The sequence below is a fragment of the Zhongshania sp. genome, assembly GCF_041584495.1.
Lineage (GTDB): Bacteria > Pseudomonadota > Gammaproteobacteria > Pseudomonadales > Spongiibacteraceae > Spongiibacter.
Window position 1 is genome coordinate 1 of the sequence record NZ_JBFHDY010000319.1, and the last position, 1,120, is coordinate 1,120.

Below are 1,120 nucleotides of genomic sequence, written 5' to 3' on the forward strand. Positions count from 1 at the left end.
CTGGTCCAGCTTCCAGTCACCATGAAGGCTCTCCTAGTTCTGGGGTTCCTCCTGCTCTCTGCCTCTGTCCAGGCCAAGACCTATGAACGCTGTGAGTTCGCCAGAACTCTGAAAAGGAATGGGATGTCTGGCTACTATGGAGTCAGCCTGGCAGACTGGGTGTGTTTAGCTCAGCATGAGAGCAATTATAACACACAAGCCAGAAACTACAACCCTGGAGACCAAAGCACCGACTATGGGATATTTCAGATCAATAGCCGATACTGGTGTAATGACGGCAAAACCCCAAGAGCAAAGAACGCCTGTGGGATACCCTGCAGCGCTCTGCTGCAGGATGACATCACTCAAGCCATACAATGTGCGAAGAGAGTTGTGAGGGATCCCCAAGGCATTCGAGCATGGGTGGCATGGCAAAGACACTGTAAAAACCGAGATCTATCCGGGTATATTCGGAACTGTGGAGTCTGACCGCAGTGCACTTCTACTCAGCTCACTCTGTCTCTTTCTCACTGTGGGAGTAGCTATGGGAAAGGTCACACTTCCTTGCTTTCCCCTCAAACCAACAGGGCTTTCACTTCTCAGTCTCCCAACGCACTGCACACTGCTCCCAGCATCCCGCACAGTCTCACCACACACATCTCTGCACATCAGGAAGTAATGCACAGTAGGCTCCATCGGGATCCATCTTCATCAGCCCTGTGCCGGATACAAACAGCACATATTTACAGGAGACGAGTTGATCTTGGGGAATGGCAGTTGTGTGAGTGCCAGGGCTTTGTATAGGCTCAGCACCCAGTTAGAACAGCCTCTGTGGTGGACCTGGAGGGCTTTTGAGGGCCCAGGACTCAGTGGATGAGAACTGAGACTGCCTGAACTCAGAAACTTATGAAACGTGTGAGCTTTCAAAACAGTATCTTCTTAGAGCTGGCCTGTTTATCCTGCCTTCAAAATAAATTCTCAGCCCGTATGCCCGTCTGTTTTAACCCTTGAGAGGATGTTCCCAGTCTTGTGAGGTGCTCAGGGGGACCAGTGAGCTGTGCTTGTCCATATCTTTCTTAAGTAGCTTCATGCACACTAACCAACTCTGAGACAGATGAGCTTGTAACACCAGACAATAATC

General features: G+C 50.3%; 1 protein-coding gene. It reads left to right on the forward strand.

Going from position 1 to position 1,120, the window contains the following annotated elements; translation table 11 throughout:
• The first annotated feature begins 21 nt into the window (after window positions 1–21).
• On the forward strand, window positions 22–468 hold the full coding sequence (locus tag ABYP33_RS19515) for a hypothetical protein (RefSeq protein WP_373093055.1): 447 nt from the start codon (window positions 22–24) through the stop codon (window positions 466–468).
• The last annotated feature ends 652 nt before the right edge of the window (window positions 469–1,120 follow it).

Bases quoted from the DNA above. Each gene is read 5' to 3' on its own strand.
- ABYP33_RS19515 (WP_373093055.1), top strand. From the start codon at position 22: ATGAAGGCTCTCCTAGTTCTGGGGTTCCTCCTGCTCTCTGCCTCTGTC.